Origin of the sequence: Deinococcus arcticus (assembly GCF_003028415.1) — a bacterium.
Classification (GTDB): Bacteria; Deinococcota; Deinococci; order Deinococcales; family Deinococcaceae; genus Deinococcus; species Deinococcus arcticus.
In genome coordinates this window covers 1-21929 of record NZ_PYSV01000001.1, presented here as the reverse complement: position 1 = coordinate 21929, position 21929 = coordinate 1, and the positions used below count along the sequence as shown (strand labels likewise).

16 protein-coding genes are annotated in these 21929 nt (G+C 66.3%); 9 read left to right on the top strand and 7 right to left on the bottom strand.

Features of this window, described 5'->3' with window-relative positions; translation table 11 throughout:
• Nucleotides 1–113: 113 nt before the first annotated feature.
• Entirely contained in the window at nucleotides 114–2270 is a 2157-nt protein-coding gene (locus C8263_RS00080) for a glutamine synthetase III family protein (RefSeq protein ID WP_107136067.1), read from the bottom strand.
• 327 nt (nucleotides 2271–2597) lie between these two features.
• On the opposite strand from C8263_RS00080, the gene glnA reads away from it, so the two are divergent.
• The 7 genes from glnA (at nucleotide 2598) to C8263_RS00045 (ending at nucleotide 12474) form a co-directional block, all read left to right on the top strand.
• Nucleotides 2598–3962: a type I glutamate--ammonia ligase gene (gene glnA / locus C8263_RS00075; protein WP_107136066.1), complete on the top strand. Its 1365-nt coding sequence runs from the start codon at nucleotides 2598–2600 to the stop codon at nucleotides 3960–3962.
• Between the two features lie 413 nt (nucleotides 3963–4375).
• Nucleotides 4376–5533: a branched-chain amino acid ABC transporter substrate-binding protein gene (locus C8263_RS00070; RefSeq protein ID WP_107136065.1), complete on the top strand. Its 1158-nt coding sequence runs from the start codon at nucleotides 4376–4378 to the stop codon at nucleotides 5531–5533.
• Between the two features lie 341 nt (nucleotides 5534–5874).
• On the top strand, nucleotides 5875–6888 hold the full coding sequence (locus C8263_RS00065) for a branched-chain amino acid ABC transporter permease (protein ID WP_107136064.1): 1014 nt from the start codon (nucleotides 5875–5877) through the stop codon (nucleotides 6886–6888).
• On the top strand, nucleotides 6885–8705 hold the full coding sequence (locus tag C8263_RS00060) for a branched-chain amino acid ABC transporter permease (protein WP_233218547.1): 1821 nt from the start codon (nucleotides 6885–6887) through the stop codon (nucleotides 8703–8705). The genes C8263_RS00065 and C8263_RS00060 overlap by 4 nt, the downstream gene beginning before the upstream one ends.
• Nucleotides 8702–9511 (top strand): ABC transporter ATP-binding protein, encoded by an 810-nt coding sequence (locus C8263_RS00055; protein ID WP_107136063.1) that lies wholly within the window; start codon nucleotides 8702–8704, stop codon nucleotides 9509–9511. The genes C8263_RS00060 and C8263_RS00055 overlap by 4 nt, the downstream gene beginning before the upstream one ends.
• Nucleotides 9504–10226 (top strand): ABC transporter ATP-binding protein, encoded by a 723-nt coding sequence (locus C8263_RS00050; RefSeq protein ID WP_107136062.1) that lies wholly within the window; start codon nucleotides 9504–9506, stop codon nucleotides 10224–10226. Before C8263_RS00055 ends, C8263_RS00050 begins: the two co-directional genes overlap by 8 nt.
• Nucleotides 10227–11037: 811 nt before the next feature.
• Nucleotides 11038–12474, top strand: coding sequence for a hypothetical protein (locus C8263_RS00045; protein WP_107136061.1), 1437 nt, complete (start codon nucleotides 11038–11040; stop codon nucleotides 12472–12474).
• Between the two features lie 66 nt (nucleotides 12475–12540).
• Here the strand turns inward: C8263_RS00045 and C8263_RS00040 are convergent, their stop codons facing one another.
• Nucleotides 12541–13221, bottom strand: a complete 681-nt coding sequence (locus tag C8263_RS00040) for a hypothetical protein (RefSeq protein ID WP_107136060.1) — start codon at nucleotides 13219–13221, stop codon at nucleotides 12541–12543.
• A gap of 232 nt (nucleotides 13222–13453) precedes the next feature.
• On the opposite strand from C8263_RS00040, the gene clpB reads away from it, so the two are divergent.
• A complete protein-coding gene (gene clpB / locus C8263_RS00035; RefSeq protein WP_199188247.1) occupies nucleotides 13454–16012 on the top strand; it encodes an ATP-dependent chaperone ClpB in 2559 nt (852 codons plus the stop codon).
• 175 nt (nucleotides 16013–16187) lie between these two features.
• Here clpB and C8263_RS00030 read toward each other — a convergent pair whose 3' ends face one another.
• From C8263_RS00030 to C8263_RS00015, 4 genes are all read right to left on the bottom strand, one after another.
• On the bottom strand, nucleotides 16188–16712 hold the full coding sequence (locus C8263_RS00030; protein WP_107136058.1) for an SRPBCC domain-containing protein: 525 nt from the start codon (nucleotides 16710–16712) through the stop codon (nucleotides 16188–16190).
• Complete coding sequence (locus C8263_RS00025) at nucleotides 16709–17053, bottom strand: ArsR/SmtB family transcription factor (protein WP_107136057.1); 345 nt, start codon at nucleotides 17051–17053, stop codon at nucleotides 16709–16711. The genes C8263_RS00030 and C8263_RS00025 overlap by 4 nt, the downstream gene beginning before the upstream one ends.
• A 136-nt stretch (nucleotides 17054–17189) precedes the next feature.
• Nucleotides 17190–17645 carry a hypothetical protein gene (locus C8263_RS00020; RefSeq protein WP_107136056.1) on the bottom strand — a complete coding sequence of 152 codons (456 nt, stop codon included), beginning with the start codon at nucleotides 17643–17645 and terminating at the stop codon, nucleotides 17190–17192.
• Nucleotides 17646–17683: 38 nt separating this feature from the next.
• The gene (locus C8263_RS00015) at nucleotides 17684–19813 is read right to left on the bottom strand and encodes an ABC-F family ATP-binding cassette domain-containing protein (RefSeq protein ID WP_107136055.1); all 2130 of its coding nucleotides are present in this window, start codon (nucleotides 19811–19813) and stop codon (nucleotides 17684–17686) included.
• 118 nt (nucleotides 19814–19931) lie between these two features.
• On the opposite strand from C8263_RS00015, the gene C8263_RS00010 reads away from it, so the two are divergent.
• On the top strand, nucleotides 19932–20276 hold the full coding sequence (locus C8263_RS00010; protein WP_107136054.1) for a hypothetical protein: 345 nt from the start codon (nucleotides 19932–19934) through the stop codon (nucleotides 20274–20276).
• 175 nt (nucleotides 20277–20451) lie between these two features.
• On the opposite strand, the gene C8263_RS00005 is transcribed toward C8263_RS00010, so the two are convergent.
• Entirely contained in the window at nucleotides 20452–21834 is a 1383-nt protein-coding gene (locus tag C8263_RS00005; protein ID WP_269845082.1) for a choice-of-anchor I family protein, read from the bottom strand.
• Nucleotides 21835–21929 lie beyond the last annotated feature (95 nt).

The following is a 21929-nucleotide window of genomic DNA, read 5'->3' as shown; positions in this document are numbered from 1 at the left end:
GGACAATGCAGGCCCCTGGCCGTGTCAAGCTCCGCTTTGCCCGCGCACTGCGCACCACTCCCCAAAAAAAGCGCCCTGGAACCTTCGTCCCAGGGCGCCTTTCCCTCCCCGCCTTACTTCACAAACAGCATCTGGCGGTAGGTGGGCAGGGGCCAGTGGGCCTCGGCCACCAGTTTTTCCAGGCGGTCGGCGGCCACGCGGACCTGCTGCATGGCGGGCAGCACGTGGTCGCGCATGTGGTGGGCCTTTTCGTGCACCTCGTCGCCGCCCAGGGCCGCGTTGTGCTCGCTCAGGGCCTGGGTGGCGTCGTACAGGGCGTCGGTGGCCGCTTCCAGTTCACCGGCCAGCGCCTTGACCGCGCGGCTGCCCCCGGCGGCGTGCAGCTCGCCCAGGTACTTCACGGCGGCGGGCAGCATCATGGTGCGGGCCATGTACTCGGTGGTTTCACCCTCAATGTTCACCGTCTTGAAGTAGATGTCGTACATGATTTCCTGGCGCGCGGCCAGTTCGCGGTCGCTCAGCACGCCAAATTTGGCGAACAGCGCACCGTTCTTCCCGTCGGTCAGGTGCTCCACGGCGTCCAGGGTGGTGCGCAGGTTCAGCAGGCCGCGCCCATGCTCGGCTTCCTGGTGCCACTCCTCGCTGTAGCCGTCGCCGTTAAAGACGATGCGCTTGTGCTTGGTGTAGGTGGCCTTCACGATGTCGGCCACGGCCGCGTTCAGGTCCTCACCAGCGCCCAGCTTCGCTTCCAGTTCAGCTGCCAGTTCGCTCACGGCGTCGGCCACGATGGTGTTCAGCACCGTGATGGGAAAGGAGATGCTCTGGCTGCTGCCCGCCGCGCGGAACTCGAACTTGTTGCCGGTAAAGGCAAAGGGGCTGGTGCGGTTGCGGTCCCCGGCGTGGCGGGGCAGCGGCGGCAGCACGTTGGTGCCCAGGCCCAGCAGCCCGGCCTCGCTGCCGCGCCCACCCTGACCGGATTCCAGGCGGTCAAAGATCTCGGTCAGTTCGCTGCCCAGGAAGATGGACAGAATGGCCGGCGGCGCCTCGTTGGCCCCCAGGCGGTGGTCGTTGCTGGCGCTGGCCACGCTGATGCGCAGCAGGTCCTGGTGGTCGTCCACCGCCTTGATGACCGCCGAGGTGAAGAACAGGAACTGCAGGTTCTCGTGGGGGGTGTCGCCGGGCTCCAGCAGGTTCTCGCCCTTGTTGGTGGCCATGCTCCAGTTGCAGTGCTTACCCGAACCGTTCACGCCCGCAAAGGGCTTCTCGTGCAGCAGCGCCACGAGGCCGTACTTGCGCGCGGTGTTGCGCAGCACCTGCATGGTGAGCTGCTGGTGGTCGGCGGCAATGTTGCTGTCCTCGAAAATGGGGGCGATCTCAAATTGCCCCGGCGCCACCTCGTTGTGGCGGGTCTTGACCGGAATGCCCAGGGCGTACAGCTGGGTTTCGGCGTCGGTCATGAAGCTCAGCACGCGGTCGGGAATGGCGCCGAAGTAGTGGTCTTCCAGTTCCTGGCCGCGCGGGGGCTGGGCCCCGAACAGGGTGCGCCCGGTCATCACGAGGTCGGGGCGGCGGTAGAAGTATTCCTCGGCAATCAGGAAGTATTCCTGCTCGGCGCCCAGGGTGCTGCTCACGCGGGTGCCCTCGCTGGCGCCAAACAGCTTCAGGGCGGGCGTCACGGCTTTGTTCAGGGCCTCCACCGAGCGCAGCAGCGGCGTCTTGTGGTCCAGCGCCTCGCCGGTCCACGAGGCAAAGGCCGTGGGAATGCACAGGGTCGCGCCGTTGGCGTGGCGCATGATGAACGCTGGTGACGAGGCGTCCCAGGCCGTGTAGCCGCGCGCCTCGAAGGTGGCGCGCAGGCCGCCCGAGGGAAAGGAGCTGGCGTCGGGCTCGGCCTGAATCAGTTCCTTGCCGCTAAAAGCCGCAATCGCCGCGCCGTCGCCGTCCGGCGAGACAAAGGAGTCGTGCTTTTCCGCCGTGGAGCCGGTGAGCGGGTGAAACCAGTGGGTGTAGTGGGTAGCGCCCTTTTCCATGGCCCAGGTCTTCATGGCCAGCGCCACGGTGTCGGCAATGGTGGGGTCCAGGGTGGCGCCGCGCTCCAGGGTGGCCTGCAGGCTCTTGAAGGTGGGCTTGCTCAGGCGCGTCTTCAGGCCCTCCAGCGTCAGCACGTCGCTGGCATACACGCCCGTCACGATGTCATGGGGGGTGGCGCTGGCCGAGGCGTCGGTGCGCCAGTTGCGAGCCGCCGAGATCACATCGAAGTCATGGTTCATGTCGCTCCCTGTGCGCGGCAGAGGGGAACAAGCGGCGCGCCGGACGCATCCCGTGAGAATTCACACCGCCTGCTGTGGGCTTGCCCCTGCCGGGCTTCCTTACCCGGCGAGTATAGGAGGCAGGTCCAGGCAGGGTCAACGCAAAGTTCTGAACAAGATGACAGGCCAGGGCGCGGCTGTCCTGTTTCTCGGGCCAGAGTGTGCAGTTTGTTGAACACAGAAGGCACATCCGTTCAGTTTTGGCGCGACATCTGGAAAAAGATTGGCCGGGCCCAGCCCAGGCCGTAGCATGGCAGCATTTCCCGCGCCCCCCGGAGGACCGCTGCCATGACGCCCCGCCCTACCCCCCCCATTCCCCCCACCCGAGAGCAGATCCTGCAGGAGCTGCAAGACGCCGAGGTGAAATTCCTGCGGCTGCAATTCACTGACATCCTGGGCACCACCAAGAACGTGGAGGTGCCCAAGTCCCAGTTTCACAAGGCCCTGAGCGGCGACGTGACCTTTGACGGCAGCGCCGTGGAAGGCTTCACCCGCGTGGAAGAGTCCGACATGCTGCTGCGCCCGGACCTGGGCACCTTTCTGATTTACCCGCAGTTTTCCCGCGAGGAAGGCGAGCGCGGCAAGGTGGCCCGCCTGATCTGCGACGTGACCTTGCCTGACGGCACCCCCTTTGAGGGCGACCCCCGGCAGGTCCTCAAGCGCCAGATGGCGCGCGCCGCCGCCCTGGGCTTCGAGATGTTCGTGGGCACGGAACCGGAGTTCTTTCTCTTCGAGCGCACCCCCGATGGCCGGGGCAGCACGGTCACCCACGACAAGGCGGGCTACTTCGATCTGGCGCCCATTGACAAGGGCGAGCGTATCCGGCGCGAGATTACCAACAAACTGGTCGAGATGGGCTTTGAAATCGAGGCTGCGCACCACGAGGTGGCCCCGGGCCAGCACGAGATTGATTTCCGTTACGCCCCGGCCCTGGAAACCGCCGACCGCATCGCCACCTTCAAGTTCGTGGTCAAGCGCGTGGCGCTGGAATACGGCCTGCTGGCCTCGTTTCTGCCCAAGCCCATGCCGGGCGTGAACGGCTCGGGGATGCACTGCCACCTGAGCCTGTTCAGAGGCGGCAGCAACGCCTTTGCCGACCCGGACGGCGAATACGGCCTGTCACGCACTGCGCAGCAGTTCATCGCGGGGCTGCTGGACCACGCGGGCAGCATGGTGGCCATCACCAATCCGCTGGTGAACAGCTACAAGCGGCTGGTGCCGGGCTTTGAGGCGCCGGTGAACGTGGCCTGGAGCACCAGCAACCGCTCGGCGCTGATTCGCATTCCAGCCAAGCGCGGCCACTCCACCCGCGCGGAAATGCGTATGCCTGACCCCAGCTGTAATCCGTACCTGGCGCTGGCCGTGATGCTGGCCGCTGGCCTGGACGGCATTGAGCAAGCCATGGAGCCGCCGCCCGCCATTCAGCGCAACATCTTCAAGATGACCGTGCGCGAAAAGCGCCACCACCGCGTGCGCGAACTGCCCACCGATCTGCGCGAGGCAGTGGACGAACTGCAAAAGGACGAGGTGATGGCCCGCGCGCTTGGCGACCACGTGCTGGACCATTTTGTGGCCGCCAAGCGGGCCGAGTGGCGCGAGTACAGCGCGGCGGTGCATGCCTGGGAGCTGGAGCGCTACCTGGACCTGATCTAGGGAAGTCGCTGCCCATTGAGGCAGTGGGGGCAGGACACCCCCCAGGGCAAGGCGCGGCGGCAGGCAGGCGGGCGACCAGAGCCACATCCGCCTAGACAATCAGGCCGCTCAGGCAGGTTTTGGCTCTTGAATGGCCCGTCTGAAGCCCGCTGACCCGGCGCAGACTTGCGCCAACACCTGCGAATGCGGCTCTAACCTTGAGAGCTTTCCCCAGTTGACGCAGCATTATTGCCGAGAGACTGAATAACGGAGCAACAGATGCGGCAAGGCACGCGCAATATGACCGAAACATTTCACAGCGACTCATGAATGGCGCATTGACAGACCCTAAAGGCGCTTCTAAAATTGCCGCATCTCTACACCGCACCCGGGTCACTTCTCAGGCCCGATGTGCATTCATATCCGGAGGATTCATGAAGAAGACCGCGTTTTCGCTGACCGTCCTGGCTGCCCTGGCGCTGGGCACCGCCTCCGCCCAGACCACCATCAAGATTGCCAGCCTCAGCCCGCTGTCCGGCGGCCAGAGCGACCTGGGCTCCCAGATTCGCAACGGCGCGCAGCTGGCCATCAACGAGTACAAGGCCCAGTTCAAGAAGCTGGGCTTCGACCTCGTGCTCGTGCCCTACGACGACCAGGCCGACCCCGCCACCGGCACCTCCGCCGCCAACAAGATTGCCGCCGACCGCCAGATTCTGGCCGTGGTGGGCACCCTGAACAGCGGCGTGGCCATCCCCGCCAGCGCCGTGCTGGTCAAGAGCCGCGTGGCCATGGTCTCGCCGGCGAACACCGCCAACGGCGTGACCGACCGTGGCCTGAGCAACATGAACCGCATCGTGGCCCGTGACGACGCCCAGGGTCCGGCCGGCGCCAACTTCATCAGCGGCAACCTGAAGGCCAAGAAGGTCTATGTCCTGAACGACAAGACCGCCTACGGCGAGGGCCTGGCCAAGGAAGTCGAAAAGGCGCTGAAAGCCAAGGGTGTGCAGGTGGTGGGCAACGAAGGGACCGAAGAGAAGAGCGACTTCTCGACGATCATCTCCAAGATTCGCCTGCAGCGCCCGGACGCGATTTACTTCGGCGGGATCTACAACCAGGTGGGCGTGTTCATCAAGCAGCTGCGCGAAGCGGGCATCAACACCCCCGTGGTGGGCGGCGACGGTCTGGACAGCGGCGAACTGCCGGTAATCGTCGGCAAGGCCAACGCCAACAACATCTACTTCACCACCGTCGCCGCGCCCATCAGCGCGCTGCCGGCCGCCCGCGTCTTTGCCACCAGCTACAAGAAGACCTTCAACGACGACGCCCAGGGCTTCGGGGCCTTCGGGTACGACGCGGCCAAGGTCGTGGTGCAGGGCGTGCTGAACGCGGTGCGCGCCAACGGCAACAAGCTGCCCAGCCGCGCGCAGGTGGAAAGTGCTATCCGCAAGGGCAGCTACACCGGCCTGCTCTCGGGGAACGTCAGCTTCAACTCGGCCGGTGACCGCAAGTCTGCCACCCTGTACGTGATGAACGTGACGGGCGGGCAGTTCAAGCTCAGCACCAGCATTCCCGTCAAGCCCGTCAAGCAGTAAGTGGGCACCCTGGGTCCAGGAGTAAGCCCCCTGGACCTGCCCTTTCAGCAGACCCCGTACCACTCTGGGGCCGGGCCACGCGGCCCGGCCCTTTACATGTGTATAGTAAGCGCGCACGATCACTTCTCGGTCAGAAAGACTGGACGGCGATTCTGCACCGCTCTTCCCCTCTGCTGGTGGCGCAGTACCATGCATCCAGACCCAGGCTTCCGAAGCGGCGCCTCTGGCAAAGGCCACTGGCCCTGATCCTGTTTCTCGCCCCTGCCCGCTTCGCTCTCGCTTCCTGCGGCGCCGCTCCCTAGGGGGCCGCGCCCTCCCCTCTTTGAAAGGAGTTGAGTTCTTTGGATTTCGCCACTTTGTCGCCGTTTCTGGTGGAGGTGGTCGTGGGCGGCCTGGTGCTGGGCTTTGTCTACGCGATCATCGCGCTGGGGTACACCATGGTGTATGGCGTGCTGCAGCTGATCAACTTTGCCCACAGCGAAGTGTTCGTGACCGGCGCCGTGGTGGGCTTTGAGGTCTTCCGCGTGCTGGCCGGCGTGAACATGAACGGCTACCTGAAGCTGCTCATTGCCCTGGTGGCCGCCATGGTGATTGCGGGCGGCCTGAATGTCCTGATTGAGCGCTTGGCCTACCGGCCCCTGCGCAACGCGCCCAAGCTGGTGCCGCTGATCACGGCCATCGGGGTTTCGCTGATCCTGCAGGACGTGCTGCGTATCATCGAGGGCTTCCAGGGCCGCTTTGACCTGACCTACACGCTGCCGCAGGGCTTTGCGGGCCCCTTCTGCGGCCCCGACAGTTCGTGTGCAGGCGTGGGCAGCTTCCTGAACACCATCGGCGTGCGGGTCAAGGTCACAGACATCATCGTGATTGTGGTGTCGCTGGTCAGCCTCGCGGCCCTGAACTATCTGGTCAACCGCACCCGCATGGGCAAGGCCATTCGCGCCGTGGCCCAGGACCGCGTCACAGCTGGCCTGATGGGCATTGACGCCAACCGCATGATCAGCGCCACCTTCCTGATCGGCGGGGCGCTGGGCGGCATCAGCGGCGTGCTGTTCGGCATGAAGTTCGGCACCGTGAACGCCTACAGCGGCTTTGACCCGGGCATCATTGCCTTTACGGCGGCGGTGCTGGGCGGCATCGGCTCCATTCCGGGCGCGGTGCTGGGCGGCCTGACGCTGGGCGTGATTCAGAACCTCATCGGCGCCATGAGCGTGCTGGGGGGCGTGCTGGGCATTGCCAACCTGGAAGCGATTGACGCCTCGTACCAGCGTATTGGGGCCTTTATCGTGCTGGTTCTGATTCTGATCTTTAAACCCACCGGCCTGCTCGGCAAGAGCAACGTGGAGAAAGTATGACCGCCGCGCCCCGTAAGCCTGCGCGGGCTTCCCAGGCCGAGCAATCGGTGCTGCTGCTGCTGTTTTTTCTGGTCACCAGCGCCGCGCTGCTGGTGTCGCACAACAACGACCTGCTGGCACAGATGGGAACCCTGGGCACGGTCCTGAAAAACCCCATTCTGGACGCTGTGATGGTCAGCCTGTTTCTGGCCAACATTCTGTTTGCCTACCTGTGGCGGGCGCACCCGGCGGTCAAGGCCACCGTGGCGCTGGGCAGCCTGCTGTTCGTACTGCCGCTGGCGGGCCGCGCTGACACCAGCCTGCTGGATCTGAGCATTCAGATCATGATCTTCGCCGCCCTGGCGCTGGGCCTGAACATCGTGGTGGGGCTGGCGGGTCTGCTGGACCTGGGCTACATTGCCTTTTTCGCAGTGGGCGCCTACACGTGGTCTATCTTTGCCAGCCCGCGCTTCTCGGAAATCCTGAGCTACTTCGGGGAAAACCCGGGGGCCGGCGCGACCGGGACCCTGGCTCTGGGCGCCGTATCGCTGGTGGGGGGCCTGGGCGGCTACCTGGCCCTGCAAAGACGCCGCGCCGAACAGGTGCGCCCCGGCGCTGCCTGGACCGCAGCCCTGGGCATGATCGTGGCCCTGGTGGCGTGGTTCTTTCTGGGCCGCGGCGTCTTTACCCTGAGTGAACAGCCCTGGAGTCTGGTGGGGCTGGGCGCGCTGCTGCTGCTGTGCGCCTTCGTGCTGGGGGGGCAGGCTCTGGCCCAGGCACGCGGGCGCGACGTGCGCGGCGGCCTGCTGAACTTCAGCCGGGTGATCGCCGCGCTGCTGGGCGTGGCCGGCGTCTTCCTGGTCACCCGCGCCGCCCTGGTGCTGATGTCCGGGCAGGCCGAGGGGCTGTCGGGCGGCATCAACCCGGCCCTGTTCTGGCTGTTCCTGGCACTCTCCATCTTCACAGCTGCCGTGGTAGGCGTGCTGATTGGCCTGCCGGTGCTGAAACTCAAGGGCGACTATCTGGCGATCATCACGCTGGGCCTGGGCGAAGTGATTCGCGTACTGGCCCTGAACCTGGACCTGTACTCGGCCGGCTCGCAGGGCATCACGCCGGTGGGCAGCGCCTCGGTGCCGGGCTTCAATGCGCTGGCTGGCCGCCTGGGCTTTGAGGAATCGCAGTACAACCTGCTGTTCCTGTACCTGCTGGTGCTGGTGGTGATCGTGGTGATCATGCTGGTGAACGCGCGCCTGGACAAGAGCCGCATTGGCCGCGCCTGGATCGCCATCCGCGACGATGAAGTGGCCGCGCAGGCCATGGGCGTGCCGCTGCTGCAGACCAAGCTGATCGCCTTTGCCACCGGCGCCTCGTTCGCCGGGGTCATGGGCATGATCTTCGCCGCCAAGCAGACCTTTATCAGCCCAGAGAGCTTCGTGCTGAACGAGAGCATCATGGTGCTGGCGATGGTGATTCTGGGCGGCATGGGCTCGATTCCCGGCGTGGTGCTGGGTGCAGCCGTGGTGGCGCTGCTGCGCTTCCGGGTGCTGCCGGGCCTGGGTGAAGCCAGCGCCAACGTGGACTGGATTCCCCAGCAGGTGAACCCGGCGCAGCTGCAGAAGCTGATTTTCGGCGCCATCCTGGTGGCCATGATGCTGCTGCGCCCAGAAGGGCTGCTGCCCAGCAGACGGCGTCAGCTGGAACTGCACCACGACGACAATCAGGAAGACGACAGCGGGCAGGGCAACGCCGGCGCGCTGGGCAAGGGCAACCAGGGCGACGTGTACAGCCCCGGTCTGGCCCCAGTGAAGGAAAATGACCGCAGCGGAGGCGCCAAGTGAGCGGCAACATTCTGGAAGTCGCAGGGGTCACCAAGGTCTTCGGCGGCCTGACGGCCGTGAACGACGTGACCATGAACGTGCCCGAACGCAGCATCGTCAGCGTGATCGGGCCCAACGGTGCGGGCAAGACCACCTTCTTTAACATGGTCACCGGCATTTACCAGCCCACCCGCGGCAGCATTCAGCTGGCCGGCGAGAATCTGGTGGGGCTGCAGCCTGATCAGGTGACGGCGGCGGGCATTGCGCGCACCTTTCAGAACATCCGCCTGTTTTCCACCATGACCAGCGAGGAAAACATCATGGTGGGGCGGCACTCGCGCCTGAAAAGCGGCTTCGTGGACGCCGTGCTGCGCACCAAGCGCTTCCACGCCTCCGAGCAGGAAGCCAGAGACGCGGCGCGCGTGATGCTGGATTTCGTGGGACTGGGGAAGTGGCGCCGGGAACTGGCCACCAACCTGCCCTACGGCGATCAGCGCAAGCTGGAAATTGCCCGCGCACTGGCCACCACGCCCAAGCTGATCCTGCTGGACGAGCCGGCGGCGGGCATGAACCCCCGCGAAACCGAGGACCTGAAAGCCCTGATCCGGCGCATCCGCGACGAACTGGGCGTGACGGTCTGCCTGATTGAACACGACATGCGGCTGGTCATGACCCTGTCCGAGCACATCACGGTGCTGGACTACGGCACCAAGATTGCCGAGGGCGTGCCCCACCAGGTGCGCAACGACCCCCGCGTGATGGAAGCGTATCTGGGCCGGGGCGCGGCTGCCGGCGAGTACGGGAAGGAAGAGCGCCCCCATGCCTGAAGCCATGCTGGAACTGAACGACGTTCACACCTACTACGACCACATTCACGCCCTCAAGGGCGTCTCCATGACCGTGAACGAGGGCGAGATCGTGGCCCTGATCGGCGGCAACGGCGCCGGGAAAACCACCACCCTGCGCACGGTCAGCGGCATGATGAAGCCCCGGCAGGGTGCGGTCACGATGAACGGCGTGAGCATCGCCGGCATTCCCGCCCACCACATCCTGAAGATGGGCATGAGCCATGTGCCCGAAGGCCGGCGCATCTTCAAGGACCTGACCGTGCGCGAGAACCTGGATGTGGGCGCCTACTCGGTCACCGACCGCAGCTTGATTGAGCACCGCATTCAGGAGGGCTTTACCTTCTTTCCGCGCCTGAAAGAGCGTGAAAACCAGCTGGGCGGCACCATGTCGGGCGGCGAGCAGCAGATGCTGGCCATTGCCCGCGCCCTGATGGTGGCGCCGAAGCTGCTGCTGCTGGACGAGCCCAGCATGGGGCTGTCGCCCCTGTTCGTGGAAGCCATCTTCGACATCATCGTGAAGCTGAACAAGGAGCGCGGCACCACTGTGCTGCTGGTGGAGCAGAACGCGAACATGGCCCTGAGCATTGCCCACCGCGCCTACGTGCTGCAGACCGGCGAGATCAAGCTGTCGGGCAACGCCGCCGACATCGCGCAGGACGAGAGCGTGCGCAAGGCCTACCTGGGCGAGGACTGACCCGGCTTTTGCCTGCTGCTGGGGCCGATCTGCCGTGCGGCAGGTCGGCCCCACTTTTGCTGGTGACCGGGCCGGCACGGGGATAGCCTGCTGCCCCTGTTCACGGCCCTGCTGCTGGGCGCCTGCACGCCCGTTCAGGTGGCCGTTGATCCGGCCACGCTGCCCAGCGCAACGGACGATGGCCCGCACCCTTCTCCAATGGAGTGGTGATATGTGAGGGCCTAGCTGCCGGACGACGCACTGGCGCTGCACTGGGCGCAGTTTCGCGTGCGCGGCAGCCCCCTGCCCACACCGCTGATGATCTCGCATATGGCCGTCACCGACCTGAGAGCCAGCACCCTCAGCTTTCTGGAACAGCCAGCCGGCCTGGGCGAGGCCACCTTTCCCCCGCTGCAACTGATACGAGTTCCGAACAATGCCGTCATCCATGACGGAATGTTTCCGACCGGAGGAACGCGCAGAGCGGCGGAGCAGATCAGGAACAGAGGCGGATGTCCGGGCATTGGACCGCCCCCAGCCGAAGGCGGGGCACATCCAGTTCTTTTCTGGATGTTCCGGACATGGACGGCCGTCCGTCTGACCCGGACTTCGCCGTTCACTGGGGCCGATCTGCTGCGTGCAGATCGGCCCTTCCCCTTTCCTGGGATCACCGCGAGGGGCGCTCTACCTGACGGGACACGGGAAAGTCAACCGCAGGTCTGGCAAGCGCGAAAAACTTCACGCTCTACACTCCGGAGCGGCCAGCCCAGCCTGAGCCAGCTGCGCCACTATCCCTTCACCGCTTCCGGGCGGTGCTTTTTCAGGAGTGCCCATGAACCGATTGTTTGCCCTGACTGCCGCCCTGACCCTGCTGGCCCCCCAGGCCCACGCCCTGCCCACCATGATTGACTGCACCAGGGACAGCGCCAACGCGCGCTGCGTGGCCAAAAGTGCCCCCGACGGCGTGGGGGCCATCGGCAGCGGCTCGACCTTCTACCAGGGCGGCGCCGAGCAATTCCGCGGCGGCTTCGTTTCGGCCGATGGCCAGACGCTGTATCTGGCCCTGGAAACCCTGCGCAACACCGACCCCTTTGGCGTGGTGATGGCCGTGGACCTGAACACCGGCAACCGACGGGTGGTCAGCGGCTACCTGAACACGATGGAGAAGGTGGGCAAGGGCGTGAAGGTGCAGGGCGACCGCGACACGCTGGATCTGTACACGCTGGGCAATATTTACGACGTGCAGCCCCTGCCCGACGGCTCGCTGCTGGCCCACACCGGGCAGTTGATTCGCATTGACCCCCGCACCGGCGACCGCACCCTGCTGTGGACCCCCACCACGGCGGGTGACACCCGCGTGCGCGACACGGTGGAACTCAAGTACGCCGATCCGCGCCGCCCGGCCCAGACCGGCGGCGCGGCCCCCAGTGCGCCCGGTGTGTCTGTGCCCAACACCACCGTCTCCACGCCCATCGGCAACGTGAATGTGGGCGGCCTGCTGGGCGGGCTGCTGGGCGGTCCCAGGCCAGCGGCGCCCGCGCCTGCACCGGCCCCGCAGCCCACCGCGCCCGGCAACGGCTACTTCTGCACCCAGCTGGACCCCAAGGCCGTAACTCCGGCGCTGCCGCACACCTATATGGCCACTGACGCCGAGGGCAACGTCTACATGATGGGCAGCAACAGCCCCATTGGCTCAGGCTTTGCGCTGTTCAAGCTGGACGCGAAGAACGACTACCGCTGCACCTCCGTCTCGCGCTTCGACGTGAGCGGCGACAACGTGCAGGGCAGCGGCATTCCCTGGACCAGCAGCCTGGCCGGCACCGGGCCCATCTTCGGGGATTTCGCAGTCAACGGCACCACCCTGTACGCCTCAGGCGGGCCCAACCCCAACTACATCGTGGTCAGCGTGGACATGAAGACGGGCGAGCGCCGCCTGATTTCCGGCCAGACCGATCAGGCGGGCGCGCAGGTCTTCAAGAAGGGCCAGGGCGCGGCGCACATTGGCAGCGCGCTGGTCTACAGCGGCGGCGCGCTGTACACCACCCAGGCCCAGGTATCGGCCGAGCCCTTTGCCCTGGTGCGCATTGACCCCGCCACGGGCGACCGCACCCTGATTGAGCCCCCCAAGGGCACGCCGCTGAGCAAGGGCCGCGCCAGCAGCGCCACCCTGTACCCCATTCCCGGCAGCACCCAGCTGATCGTGGGCTTTGACGGCGCCCTGCATGTGATGGACCCGGCCACCGGCCTGAACTACATCCTCTCGCGCTAGGCGGGCAGGAGAGTGAAGAGCGCGCGCGGCCTGTTCCCCATTAGGCCGCGCGCGCTTTCTGCCTCTCTATCCCTTGCAGGTGAGGTTCACGCGGAAACTGGGGTCCCTGGCATAATTCACGGTTTTGTACAGGGTGCTGCCGCCCCGGCGCAAGGCGCTGACATCCACCGGCACAATCAACTTGACGGGGGGGTTGGCCTGCAATTCGGCGTTGGTGGGGTTTCCGCCCTGCCAGGAGAAGGGCAGGTCCATCAGTACGCCCGCGCCAGGGGACAGGTCCGTCATCATGCGGTCGTTAAATGCCGAGGCCAGCCCGCTGAGGCCCAGCGCCTTGAAATCGCCGTTTTTCAGCGCCACGCCGATGCCCTTTTCGATGCCCGTGCGGTAAAAGCTCAGGGCCTGCTTGCCCCCATTGCGGATCTCGGTGGTCACCACCCAGCCGTAAGAGTTGCCGTTGCCCGCGTCCGGCACGTACTTCACGGCGGTGGCCCGCAGACGCCAGGTGCCGTTGAACAGCCATTCATTCAGGCAGCCCTCGGCGGCGCCCAGCGGCCCGGCCCCGCCCGCTGCTGTAAGGGCCTTTTGCAGCTGGTCCAGCGCCACGTAAGTGCGTCCGCCCACCTTCACGGTGTCCAGGCTGACCGGCTGGCCGCCGATGGTGACGGTGGTTTTCTGGGCAGCGGCGAGGGCCGACAGGGCCAGCGACGAGAGAGCGAGCAGGGCAAGAACAGCGGGGGTGTGGTTCATGAGGAAACCTCCTGTGGTGGGGTCACGGTAAGCCGCCGGGCGTGACTGGGGCGTGATCGGACAGCTTCATCATGGCCGTGGCAGCGTTGCGTGGCCGTTGCGGCTGGGCGCAGGGGCGTACCCTTGCAATCCCAGCCACGTTTTTCAAGCCGCAATAAACTTGACATAACTGCACTCAAGTTTCAGAATGGGTCCAGTTGACCCACCACCTATCTTTCCCGGAGGTTCCCCTTTGAATCCCGAACGTTTTACCGAAGCCAGTCTGCAGGCCCTCCAGACCGCGCAAACGCTGGCACAAAACAGCAACCACCAGAACCTGACCCCCGCGCACCTGCTGCGCGCCCTGACAGACAATGACACCGCCGCCCGCGCCCTGACGCTGGCGGGCGGCAACCTGAGTGCCATTCGTGAAGCCCTGGACGCCGAGCTGAGCAAGTTGCCCCGCGTGCAGGGCGGCGGCGAGAACCTGTACCTGGACCCCGCGCTGGCGCGCGCCTTTCGCGCCGCCGACACACTGGCGGGGCAAATGGGCGACTCGTTTGTGGCGGCCGACACCCTGCTGCTGGCCCTGCGCGGCGAGTACCGGGGCAGGGGCCTGCCGGCTGAAGCTGACCTGAACCGCGCCGTGACCGAACAGCGCAAAGGAAAAACCGTGACCAACAAGACCAGTGAACAGCAGTTTGACGCCCTGGCGAAGTACGGCACCGACCTGACCCAGCGCGCCAGGGACGGCAAGTTTGACCCCGTGATTGGCCGCGACGAGGAGATTCGCCGCGCCATGCAGATTCTGCTGCGCCGCACGAAGAACAACCCGGTGCTGATCGGCGAGCCCGGCGTGGGGAAAACCGCCATTGCCGAGGGCCTGGCCATCCGCATCGTGAAGGGCGACGTGCCCGATGGTCTGAAGGACAAGCGCATCGTCAGCCTGGAAATGGGCAGCCTGCTGGCCGGCGCCAAGTTCCGGGGTGAATTTGAGGAACGCCTGAAGGGCGTCATTGACGAGGTCATTGCGTCCGAGGGCGAGATCGTCCTGTTCGTGGACGAGATTCATACGATTGTGGGCGCCGGCAAGACCGAGGGTAGCCCCGACGCCGGCAACATGCTCAAGCCCGCCCTGGCGCGCGGCGAACTGCACCTGATTGGCGCGACCACCCTCAGCGAATACCGCGAGATCGAGAAAGACCCCGCCCTGGAACGCCGCTTTCAGCCCGTCTTTGTGGACGAGCCCAGTGTGGAAGACACCATTTCCATCCTGCGCGGGATCAAGGAGCGGTATCAGGTCCATCACAACGTCGAAATCACCGACCCAGCGCTGGTGGCCGCCGCCCAGCTGTCTCACCGCTACATCACGGACCGGCAGCTGCCTGACAAGGCCATTGACCTGATTGACGAGTCGGCCGCACGGTTGCGCATGGCCCTGGAAAGCAGCCCCGAGCGCATTGACCAGCTGGAGCGCCGCAAGCTGCAACTGGAAATCGAGCGCGAGGCCCTGAGGCGAGAAAAAGACCAGGACAGTCAGAACCGCCTGCTGGATATTGAGGGCGCCCTGAAAGGCCTGACCGACGAGCTGAGCGATGTGCGCGCCCGCTGGGAAGGCGAGCGGCAGGAGGTCGCCGCCCTGCGTGAAAAGCGCGAGGCACTGGATCAGGTGCGCACCGACATGGACCGGGCCAAGCGCGACTATGACCTGCAGCGTGCCGCCGAGCTGGAATACGGCAAGCTGCCGCAGTTGGAAAAAGAGGTGCATGACTTAGAGCAGAAGCTCAAGGGCGCCGAGTTTGCCCACACCCAGGTGACCGAGGAGGACATCGCCTCAGTGGTCAGCCGCTGGACCGGCATTCCGGTGAACAAACTGATGGAAGGCGAGCGCGAGAAGCTGCTGAAGCTGGAAGAACAGCTGCATGGCCGCGTGATTGGCCAGGACCGCGCCATCGTCAGCGTGGCTGACGCCATTCGCCGCAGCCGCGCAGGTCTGAGCGACCCTGGCCGCCCGCTGGGCAGCTTCATGTTCCTGGGGCCAACCGGGGTGGGCAAGACCGAGCTAGCCAAGGCTCTGGCCGAGTTCCTGTTTGACAGCCAGGACGCGATGGTGCGCATTGACATGTCCGAGTACATGGAAAAGCACACGGTGGCGCGCCTGATTGGCGCCCCTCCCGGCTACGTGGGTTTCGAGGAAGGTGGCCAGCTGACCGAGGCTGTGCGCCGGCGCCCCTACGCGGTGCTGCTGTTCGACGAGATTGAAAAGGCGCACCCCGACGTGTTCAACGTGCTGCTGCAGGTGCTGGACGACGGCCGCCTGACTGACGGCCAGGGCCGCACGGTGGACTTCCGCAACACGCTGATTATCCTGACCAGCAACATCGGCAGCCCCCTGATTCTGGAAATGCAGCACCGGGGCGAGGAGTCCGCCAGCATCCGCGACGCGGTGATGGGTGAATTGCAGGGCCACTTCCGCCCCGAGTTCCTGAACCGCGTGGACGACATCATCGTGTTTGACGCGCTGACGGCCGCCGACCTGCACAAAATTGTGGACATTCAGATGCGCGGCCTGACCAAGCGCCTTGCAGAACGCCGCATCAGCCTGCACCTGACGCCCGCCGCCAAGGACCGCCTGGCCGAAGTGGGGTACGACCCCGCTTTTGGCGCCCGCCCGCTGCGCCGCGCCATCAGCCGCGAGCTTGAAACGCCCCTGGCCCGTGAGATTCTGCAGGGCCACGTGCCGGACAGCAGTAGCCTGACGGTGGATTACGACGGGAGTGCGTTTAGCTTCCAGACCGGAGCACTGAATTAGGCGGATGGCAGATGGCTCAAGGCCGCGATGCCGCCGCCTCAAGCAACAGTCAGGAAGCCGCTAGGGACGTCATGTTTTGACCCTCTCCTCTTGAGGAACTCAGGAAAGAGGTCCACCCCACAACCGAAAGAGCCGCCTCCACGCACCGGGAGCGGCTCTTTCCTTGCTGTGGCGCTTACTCGCCCTGCCCTGCCAGATGCTCGGCCAGCCGCTCCCACGTTTCGGTGATGCCCTGGAGCATGCCCATGTCCATGACGGTCTTCAGGGCTTCGGGCGTGCTGTACACCGAGCGGCTGACCACGCGCGTTTTCCCGCCCACGTCCTCAAAGGTCAGAATGCTCTGGGTGGCGGGCATCTGGTCATTGATGGTGCCCTCGGCATCCGAAAAGTAGTCGGTGTAGACCAGGCGACCCGGCGCGTCAATCTCGTCGTAAATGCCCAGGCCCCACGACTCCATGCCGTAGAAGTCGCCCTGGTTCTTATCCTCGCACTTCATGCAGTAGTGCCAGCGGCCACCGGGGCGCAGGTCCACCGCGCAGTGGGTCAGTGTCCAGCCGCGTGGCCCCCACCACTGGCGCAGGTGGTCGGGCTGGGTGAAGGCGGCAAAGACCAGTTCGGGCGGCGCCGCGAAGGTGCGTTCCAGCACGAGTTGCGTGTCGTTTTCGATGCGGTGGGTCAGGGTGAGGGCAGCGCTGGTCATGGGGTCTCTCCTGGGTCATCTGAAGGGGCGGGGGTCTGAAGTTGCCGAAGATAATCGTCCAGCCGGTCAAAGCGCTCTTTCCACAACTCCTGAAAGGTGGCCAACCAGTCATCCAGGTCCTGAAATGGTTCTGGGCGTAGGTGACAGATGCGGCGATTGGCCTGCGGGCGCAGCTCAATCAGTCCGGCGTCGCTCAGGACGCGCAGGTGCTTGGACGCCTGCGGCTGCTTGAGGTCAAGGCGGGCGGCAAGTTCACCCACGGTCAGCGGCGCCCCCCGCAGCAATTCCACCATCTGGAGGCGGTGCGGGTCCGCCAGCGCCTGAAAAGTTTGCGTGTTCACATCTGCTTGGCCACCCCTTTTGATGACCTCAGTATGCCATTTTTGGAATATTCTTGTCAAGGAATGTAGATTACATGGGACGACAGCAATAAAAAAAGCCGCCCAGCCGAAGCGGGCGGCTCAGCAGCAGCGGTGTTTAGCGGCTGACGCTGACGTTGGCGCGGGGTTCCAGGGCGTAAAAGGCCACCACGGCGACCAGGGTGCCCACCCAGCCGGGGGCGCTGCCCAGGTCCAGCTCGAAGGGGCGGCCCAGCACGGTGCTGCCCAGCTGGCCCACCAGTTTCTCGCCGGTCTGCTGCGCCACCACGTTCCAGCCCACGATGGGCTCGCCCATGTAGCCGGTCACGCGGTCCACGCCGCGCAGCGTGAGGTTCTGGGCGCCCACGTTGCCCTTCAGCTCGCCGTCCTGCAGTTCAATCTTCACGGAATCGGCGCCGACGCTGCCCTGCACGCCGCGCTCGGTGATTTCGAGGTTGATGTCCTTGCCGTGCAGCTTGCCGCCCGCGCGGCCCTTGATGGTGTCGCCGTCAATGACGCAGCGGATGCCGTAGCCGTCCGCTCCGCCGAGGCGGCCCTTGATGAGATCTTCCATGCGCGGAAGTATAGAGCATTTCCCGAAAATGCCGGGTTTTAGCCTGTGCCCGGCTCCTCTGCCCCGGAGCGCCGCTGGATCAGCCCCAGCCGCTCGAAATAGGCGCGGCGGGTCAGCCGCAGGCCGTCGTCTCCCAGTTCCACGCGGCCCACATTCCAGTGCTCAAAAAGAATGCGCAGCGTCCCGCCCAGCAGCGCGGCGCCGTACCACGCGGGCGGCTCACCGTTCCAGCGCAGGGTGTAGCCGTCCCAGGCAAGGTGCGCGCAGCCCTCGTTGTGGGCGGCCCAGAACATGCCGCCGTCCTCACCCAGTCGCTGGGCGCGCACGGTCAGCGGCGGCTCGCGCACCTGGGCGTCGTACTGGGGGGCTTCCCAGACCTGGGCATACAGGCCATACAGCGTCTGCTGCAGCGCGTGGGCCTGGGCCCGCAGGCGGGCTTCCTCGCGGCCGGTCAGGGTGCCGGGGGGACGGTCCAGCTCGGCGCGGATGGTCCCCAGCTGCGCCTCCAGCCCAGGCAGGCGCTGCCGGGGCGTGGGCGGGGGTGGGGGCGGCGGCGGGTCGCCCTGCAAGGTGGCCGCCGGGTCCAGGTACTCGCAGCTGCCCCAGCCCCCCACCTCGCGCAGCACACTGTCCTCAATAACCCACAGGCGGGTGGCGACCTCGCGGGCAAAGCGGCGGTCGTGGGTCACGATGACCACGGCGCCCCCGTAGGCCTGCACTGCGCCTTCCAGGGCCTGCAGGACCTCGACATCCAGGTGGTTGGTGGGCTCGTCCAGCAGCAGCAGGTCGGCCCGCAGCCCACTGACCAGCGCCAAACCAGCTCGTGCCCGTTCCCCACCCGAGAGGTCTTCGGGGGATTTGGGCCAGTCGGCGGCGCCAAAGCCCGCGCGGCCCAGCAGACTGTTCGCCTGCCGTCCAAAGCGGCGCTCGAACTGCGCGTGCAGCCCCTCGCCGGGGGTCAGGCCGTGCCAGGTCTGGTCCAGGCTGGCCACCGTGACGCCGTTGGCCAGCCGCAACACGGGTTCGGGGCCGCGCTCGCCAGTCAGGGGGTCAGCCTGGGGTGGGTCGGGGTGCAGTTCTCCGGCCAGCAGGCGCATCAGGGTGGTTTTGCCGGTGCCGTTGGCGCCCATCAGGGCCACGCGGTCGCCCTGACGCAGGCGGAAGGCCGCGTTCCCCAGCACCACGCGCTCGCCGTAGGTCTTGGACAGGTGCTGGCCCCAGGCCACCAGCGGCGCGCGGGCCGTGCCCGACAGCAGGCGCATGCGAATCTGACGTTCGGGGAGTGGGGCTTCGGGAACAGCCACCCGCTCGGCGCGGGTTTTCAGGGCGCGCGAGCGGCGGCCCCAGCGGTCCAGGGTCTCAACACTGCCGGCCAGCCGCGCAGCTTCCTGTTCGCCCAGCCGGGCGGCGCGGGTCTGGGTGCGGCGTTCGAGTTCGCGCACGGCGCGGGCGCGGGAGTAGCCGCCGGGGTAGCCCACGCCCTGGCCGCCTTCCAGCCACAGGCTGCGGGTGGCCACGGCATCCAGAAAATCGCGGTCGTGGCTGGTCAGCAGCACGCCGCCCCGGAAGTCGCGCAGATAGCCTTCCAGCCACTCGCGCATGCGAATGTCGAGGTGGTTGGTGGGCTCGTCCAGAATGAGCAGGTCCGGTTCGCGGGCCAGGGCCAGCGCGAGGGCCAGGCGGGTCTTCTCGCCGCCCGAGAGCGTGGCGGCCTCTCGGTCACGAAACCGCGTGAGGTCCAGCATCCCCAGCACCCGGGCCACGCGCGACGGCCAGCGGAAAGCGTCGGCCTCGTCCAGGCGGGCGTGCAGAGCACTCCAGGCGGCCAGGGCGTCGGGGTCACCCAGGTTGGCCTCCAGCACCAGCAGCTCCTCCTCTAGTTCCCGGTAGGGGTGCGCGGCGTCCAAGAGCGCCTGCACCGAGAGGCCGGGCGGGTGCGCGTGGTGCTGGGCCAGCACCGCTGTGCGCAGGCCCCCTTCCCGCCAGACCTCGCCGTCCTCGGGGACCAGTTCGCCGGTCAGCACGCGCAGCAGGGTGGTCTTGCCCGCCCCGTTGCGACCCAGCAGAGCCACCCGTTCGCCGTCCGTGACGCTCAGCGACACGCTGTCCAGCACCACCCGTTCGCCGTAGCGCACGGTGATGTTGGAAGCAGCGATGAGCGTGGGCACGCCGGTCAGGCTAGCAGAGCCCAGAAGGCGTGAACTGCGCCGAAATGCGCAGACGCCCCTAGTGGCGGGGTGGGCAGATGAGCCTGCGAGGCGTATGACCGACCCCTAGCCTGGGGCCATGACCACATCCGCTGCGTCCATTCAGGCCGGGTGGCGCGTGACCGCGCTCATCCTGGGCCTCCTTCTGGCCTCGTCTGTGCTGGGCCTGCTGGCTGGGCTGGTGCTGGGGACATTGAATGTGCTGGCGCTGGCCCGCTTTGGCCTTGAACTCTGGCTGTGCTGGCAGGTCTACCAGGGCAAAGCCTGGGCGCGGCTGGTGCTGTGCCTGCTCCTGCTGGGGGCGGGCGTGCAGATGCTGCTGGGTGGGGCCGTGCTGTTTGGCCTGCTGCCCATCCTCTTCGCCCTGGCGCTGTTTTTCACGCCGCAGGTGAATGCCTACATGGACTACGCAGCGCAGCAGTAAGCCGGGGCAGCGGTGAAAAACCCAGGCCAGGTTGGTGAAGGGCGAGCCCGGAGAATGCGGCTGAACACGCCGGGCACCTTCACTCTCTGCCACCCGGAGGGGAAGGTGGAAAAAGCCTCGTTCTCGCCGTCATAAAGGAGCGAGGCATCCTGCCCCGGCCCCCCCTTGCTCACGTTTAGCGCGCCGCCAGGGCTTTACTCACGTTGATGATGCTCACGCTCCCGGCTGGGTCCACGCTGTAATCGGCGCTGGGTTCGCCCTCGTTCGCCACCAGCAGGAGCTTGCCGTCCGGCGAGAAGGTCAGCATGTCGGGCTGGGCGCCCACAGCAATGGCGGGGGCGCGCTCGGTGCCGTCGGGGTTGAGAAAGGCCACCTTGCCCGGGTCGGTCTTGGTGATTGCCTCCACGGCCACCGCCACCACGCCATTAGACACCGCCACACTGTTGGCACTGCGGCCGTACGCGCTCAGGCTGACCGACTTCACGAACCGGGGCTGGGCCACGTCGGCCAGGGTCAGAATGTCCAGGCTGCCAGTGGCCCCGTTCACCACAAACAGTTGCTTGCTGCCCTTGTCGTAGGCGCTGATTTCCGCCACGCCCGCGTCGTAGGTGTACGGGCTGGCCTGGTAGCGGCCCGCCAGGGTCAGATTGCCGCTGTCTTCCACGGCATACACGGTCACGCTGCCGCTGACCTCGTGGCTGGCGACGAGCAGGGCCTTGCCGCTGGGGCTGTCGGCAGCCGGAATGAACAGCAGCCCTTCGGGGGCGAGGTCGCCCGCCAGGCCACTTCTGGGGTCAGCCGCAGGGGTCACTGTGTGGCGGTAATCCACGAAGGCCGGGGCGGCGGGCGTGCTCACGTCCAGCACCATGAGGCCGCCCGTGCGCTCCAGGCCCACGAAGGCCAGCGTGCGGCCCGCCACCACGCCCGTGGCCACGCCTTCGGGCTCTGGGCCTTTGTTGTCGCTGCGGGTGTCGAAGGTGCTGGCGGTGCCGCTACTGTTAAAGCTGGAAGCACTCAGCTCGGCGGTTTTGGCTTCAAAGAGGCTGCCGGTGTCGGCCACCAGCTCCAGGTCGGCGTTCCAGACGCTCAGGCTGCGGGCACCAAAAGCCACCAACCGGTCGGCGTCGCCGTCCCCATCGGTGTCGGCGTCGGGCTTGCTGACGACCAGGCGCCCCAGCGCGGCGTCGGCTTTCAGCGCGGCCCCATTGGGAAACGCCGCCGCGTCCAGCGTCAGGGCCGAGACCTTCACCTCGTCCAGATAGGCCGCGCCGTAATCACGGGTGTCGCCTTCATTGGCGGTGAGCAGGTAGGTGCGGCCCCCCACCGAGATGCTGGCGATGGCGTCGGGCATGTACGCGCCCAGCACCGGCCAGGGCTTCAGGTTCACGCCGCCGTCCCTGTCGCTGGCGTCAAAGGCGTTGGCCGCCAGGGCATGGTTCTTGTACCCCAGCGATTTCAGGGCCACGATTTCGCCGCGCGTCAGGTCCACCGTGGCCATGGCGTTGCTTTCTTGCAGGGTCACATATTGGTAGTCCGTTGACTGGTCGAAAGCGCACACTGGGCCATGAGCCAGGATCGTGTGGTGCCTGATCCACTGGAGACCTACTGCACCCAGTTGGATCACGTCTTCAACCGGCCCACGCAGCGCGAAGC

Excerpts from the sequence above, each read along its gene's own strand:
- C8263_RS00080 (WP_107136067.1), bottom strand. The coding sequence starts at position 2,270 with ATGAACCATGACTTCGATGTGATCTCGGCGGCTCGCAACTGGCGCACC.
- glnA (WP_107136066.1), top strand. The coding sequence starts at position 2,598 with ATGACGCCCCGCCCTACCCCCCCCATTCCCCCCACCCGAGAGCAGATC.
- C8263_RS00070 (WP_107136065.1), top strand. The coding sequence starts at position 4,376 with ATGAAGAAGACCGCGTTTTCGCTGACCGTCCTGGCTGCCCTGGCGCTG.
- C8263_RS00060 (WP_233218547.1), top strand. The coding sequence starts at position 6,885 with ATGACCGCCGCGCCCCGTAAGCCTGCGCGGGCTTCCCAGGCCGAGCAA.
- C8263_RS00050 (WP_107136062.1), top strand. The coding sequence starts at position 9,504 with ATGCCTGAAGCCATGCTGGAACTGAACGACGTTCACACCTACTACGAC.
- C8263_RS00045 (WP_107136061.1), top strand. The coding sequence starts at position 11,038 with ATGAACCGATTGTTTGCCCTGACTGCCGCCCTGACCCTGCTGGCCCCC.
- C8263_RS00040 (WP_107136060.1), bottom strand. The coding sequence starts at position 13,221 with ATGAACCACACCCCCGCTGTTCTTGCCCTGCTCGCTCTCTCGTCGCTG.
- C8263_RS00030 (WP_107136058.1), bottom strand. The coding sequence starts at position 16,712 with ATGACCAGCGCTGCCCTCACCCTGACCCACCGCATCGAAAACGACACG.
- C8263_RS00020 (WP_107136056.1), bottom strand. The coding sequence starts at position 17,645 with ATGGAAGATCTCATCAAGGGCCGCCTCGGCGGAGCGGACGGCTACGGC.
- C8263_RS00010 (WP_107136054.1), top strand. The coding sequence starts at position 19,932 with ATGACCACATCCGCTGCGTCCATTCAGGCCGGGTGGCGCGTGACCGCG.